Annotated in this window: 5 protein-coding genes and 1 pseudogene; 3 read left to right on the top strand and 3 right to left on the bottom strand. The window is 34.4% G+C overall.

Annotated features, from left to right (window positions below):
- The 3 genes and pseudogenes from OZD63_RS01090 to ccmC all read right to left on the bottom strand — a co-directional run.
- Window positions 1-135 (bottom strand): annotated as a pseudogene (locus OZD63_RS01090) (IS5/IS1182 family transposase); the annotation flags it as partial.
- Window positions 136-187: 52 nt separating this feature from the next.
- Window positions 188-550: a GNAT family N-acetyltransferase gene (locus OZD63_RS01085; protein WP_275007876.1), complete on the bottom strand. Its 363-nt coding sequence runs from the start codon at window positions 548-550 to the stop codon at window positions 188-190.
- A gap of 68 nt (window positions 551-618) precedes the next feature.
- Window positions 619-1329 (bottom strand): heme ABC transporter permease CcmC, encoded by a 711-nt coding sequence (gene ccmC, locus OZD63_RS01080; protein WP_275007875.1) that lies wholly within the window; start codon window positions 1327-1329, stop codon window positions 619-621.
- 135 nt (window positions 1330-1464) lie between these two features.
- Between ccmC and OZD63_RS01075 the strand changes: the two genes are divergently transcribed.
- Genes OZD63_RS01075 through OZD63_RS01065 form a run of 3 tightly spaced genes read left to right on the top strand, consistent with a single transcriptional unit; the run spans window position 1465 to window position 2837 of the window.
- Window positions 1465-2295, top strand: a complete 831-nt coding sequence (locus OZD63_RS01075) for a pyruvate, water dikinase regulatory protein (protein ID WP_006280267.1) — start codon at window positions 1465-1467, stop codon at window positions 2293-2295.
- 49 nt (window positions 2296-2344) lie between these two features.
- Window positions 2345-2473, top strand: a complete 129-nt coding sequence (ykgO, locus tag OZD63_RS01070; protein WP_274979985.1) for a type B 50S ribosomal protein L36 — start codon at window positions 2345-2347, stop codon at window positions 2471-2473.
- Between the two features lie 49 nt (window positions 2474-2522).
- On the top strand, window positions 2523-2837 hold the full coding sequence (locus OZD63_RS01065; protein WP_274979986.1) for an FtsB family cell division protein: 315 nt from the start codon (window positions 2523-2525) through the stop codon (window positions 2835-2837).
- The last annotated feature ends 360 nt before the right edge of the window (window positions 2838-3197 follow it).

The raw sequence follows: 3197 nt of genomic DNA, 5'->3' as shown, positions 1-3197 counted from the left end.
GACATATAGCACTGCACAAAATACATCATACAAATCAAGTTTCCTTGGTTTTGTTTTCTTTCTGCTACTCCCCAGTATTGGTCTAATTTTTTCAAATTGTTCTTTACTTATATCGCTTGGATAGCTTTTTTGCATGGATATACCTCTTTCTTAACTATGCTTATTTTACCTCATATTTTCGAGATCCTTAACAGGTTCTTACAGTGCATCTCACAACACTTTCTTCAAAAATATACATGTTAACATACCCTGGACGTACAAGATCGCACTTATACCCAAACTTTTCATAAAATACTTTCGCTTTTTGAAAATTCATGGTTGCAACGGTTGCTATTTTACAGTGCATCTCACGACCATAATCATGAACTTCTTCCATTAGCTGCTTTCCCATACCTTTTCTTCTATAATCAGAGTGCACCCAAAGCAAGTCAGTGTAAATTGAACCATAGATAACAAAACCGCTACAACCTACAATAATTTGTTCAGTGTCATCGCGAATAAAAAAAGCAAATGGGTTACACGTACCTTTATCAACGGTTTCTTCATTAATCTTTTTGAGTAGGAATTCAATGTCTTTGCTACTTGGTGATGTGGTGTGTTCTATTTTCAGCTCTCGGCCTAATACCGCATACTGATTTCTCTCTTTATCTTATATAAATTAATTAAGTAAAGTGAATACAGTGTCCACACTACTAAAAAAAATGTGGCACAAAACATAAACATTGCAACCAGTGGCAACAGCAGGGAACTTTCTATTGCTATTCCACCTTTTCTCAAAATGCTTGCTGGCTGATGGAGAGTGGACCATAAATTCACGGAAAATTTTACTATAGGAATATTTATAGCACTAAAGATGGCAAATACTGCTGCTGATTTTTCTGCCCTCGCTTCATTATCAAAAGCGCTCCACAATGAAAGGTAGCCAACATATAGGAAAAATAAAATCAGCATTGAAGTAAGCCTTGCATCCCATACCCACCAAGTGCCCCAGGTTCCTTTTCCCCAGATGCTGCCTGTGATTAAGCATATTGCCGAAAAGACTGTCCCTGCAGGAGCAGCAGCATGTGCCAAGACACTAGCAATGCTATTGTTCCATACCAATGAAATGAAACCAAGTGATGCAATTAATCCATATATTCCGAGAGCAAGCCATGCAGAAGGCACATGAATGTACATGATTCGTACAATTTCTCCTTGTTTATAATCTTCTGGAGAGAAGAATAACGCCAAAGACATTCCAATTAAAAAACATGCGAAACAAATAACCCCAAGCCAAGGTAGAGCTTTCTTAGAAAAATAAGAGAAATTTGTAGGCCTTAATAAAAACATTCGTTTTGAGAATAATTGTGTTAAGAATTTACCAATTAGTTTGAGTTTTATCAACAGGATAGTTTTTCTATATTTACGTAGGTCAACAAATTAGCATAATTTCAGTAGCAGATTGCTAGCTATTATTTTTAGTATATGACCCTTAAAAAGCTTAATCTACACTTAGTATCAGATTCAAGTGGTGAAACTGTTATATCAGTTGCAAAATCAGCTCTGAAACACTTTCGTTCTGTAGAAACGATCGAATATGTTTGGTCTTTCGTAAAAGGAGAAGAGCAGATTGACAAAATTCTGGAGGAAATTAATAGGAAAAGTGATGAGCATAATTTTGTTATATGCACTATTACTGATGATGAGCTAAGAAAATATCTAAAAGATAACTGTATAAAGTTGAAAATTCCCTATAGAGCAATATTATCACATATTATTAGAGAAATTTCGTCTTATCTTGAAATTGAAAAAGACGAAAAGCTTGACTTGCATACTGAGATAAATAACGAATATTTTCAGCGCATTGAGGCAATAAACTACACTATTAATCATGATGATGGACAAAATATTCAAGATATTGATAAAGCAGATATAATTTTGGTTGGAGTTTCACGTACATCAAAATCTCCCACCAGTACGTATTTAGCTTACCGAGGCTATAAAGTTGCAAATATTCCTTTTGTTAGTGGAGTACCCTTTTATGTTGACTTGGCAAAACTAAAAAATAAACTAACGATAGGGGTAACAATAGACGTAAGTAGGCTAATAGAAATACGCAAAAATAGACTTACTTCAATTAACAACGAAGATAATAATATATATGCTAACCCTGAGAAAGTAGAAAAGGAAATTAAAGAAGCAGAGGAGCTCTTTAAACAGAATAACTGGCCAATTATCGATGTCACGCAAAAGTCGATCGAAGAAGTATCAGCAACAATTATACAATATTTTAATAAAATGTTATCAATTGACTAACTCTTGATAAGTGATTATAATGTAAAGTAATTTAATTCTTACTATAGATATGAAAGTCAAAGGGTCGCTAAAATCTCATCGTAACAGAGATAAAAATTGTAAAGTTGTGAAAAGGGGTGGTAAGATTTACATTATAAATAAGGTAAGGCCAAGGTGTAAAGCGCGTCAAGGTTCTTAGCTTTTTGTTCACCTTTTCATGTTATATATTTTTTATATGTGAAAGTACGGTGCTTATATCTAAGAAGAAGCAAAAGTTACTGTGTTTAAGCGCAGCCTTACTCATTTCTTCCCTTACATTATATTTCAGCATTAGCACAATTACAGGTAAACGTGGCTTATTGACGTTAATCGATTTAAAAAAAGAAATCGAGTACAATAAACTTTTGCTAAAGGATGTCTCTTCTGAAAAGGAAAAGTTGGACAACAAAGTATTTGGCTTATATGAAAAAAGCTTAGATTTAGATCTGCTTGATGAGCAAGCAAAAAATGCTTTAGGTTATGTGAACCCTAATGAACTTATGGTTGTTCTTGACGCGGAATAGCAGTAGAGATCTCCCTACGTCATACCGCCGCGGCGCTAACACGTAGCGGGATGACGGTTTTTCAAATTGTCGGTAAATCTAAGTCAGTTTAGCTATATTGTCTCTCACACCGCTTAGCTGAACAGACAATGGCGTCAACTTAAGGAAAAATGTCAGAGATTGTGTATAAAATTTCTCTCTAAAATTTTTACCATTAAATTACCCAAAAGCTGCATGACCTTACCCAGAAAAAGTGGAGAGAAAGAAAAGAGTTTTTTTGGGTAAAATAAAATTTTGGAGGATTAGAAATGGTAAGAACCTGTTTAAAATCTTCGTAATAGGAGAGAAATGAAGGAAAGGACAATCATTTGCAAGCTGGTG

The organism is Wolbachia endosymbiont of Drosophila leontia (assembly GCF_028981785.1).
In the GTDB taxonomy this organism is placed as follows: Bacteria; Pseudomonadota; Alphaproteobacteria; order Rickettsiales; family Anaplasmataceae; genus Wolbachia; species Wolbachia pipientis.
The sequence above is the reverse complement of the archived record's forward strand: the minus strand, read 5'-3'. Positions and strand labels throughout refer to the sequence as shown.

What these genes read in the sequence shown, in the direction of transcription:
- ykgO (WP_274979985.1), top strand. Translation starts at nt 2,345, where the DNA reads ATGAAAGTCAAAGGGTCGCTAAAATCTCATCGTAACAGAGATAAAAAT.
- ccmC (WP_275007875.1), bottom strand. Translation starts at nt 1,329, where the DNA reads ATGTTTTTATTAAGGCCTACAAATTTCTCTTATTTTTCTAAGAAAGCT.
- OZD63_RS01075 (WP_006280267.1), top strand. Translation starts at nt 1,465, where the DNA reads ATGACCCTTAAAAAGCTTAATCTACACTTAGTATCAGATTCAAGTGGT.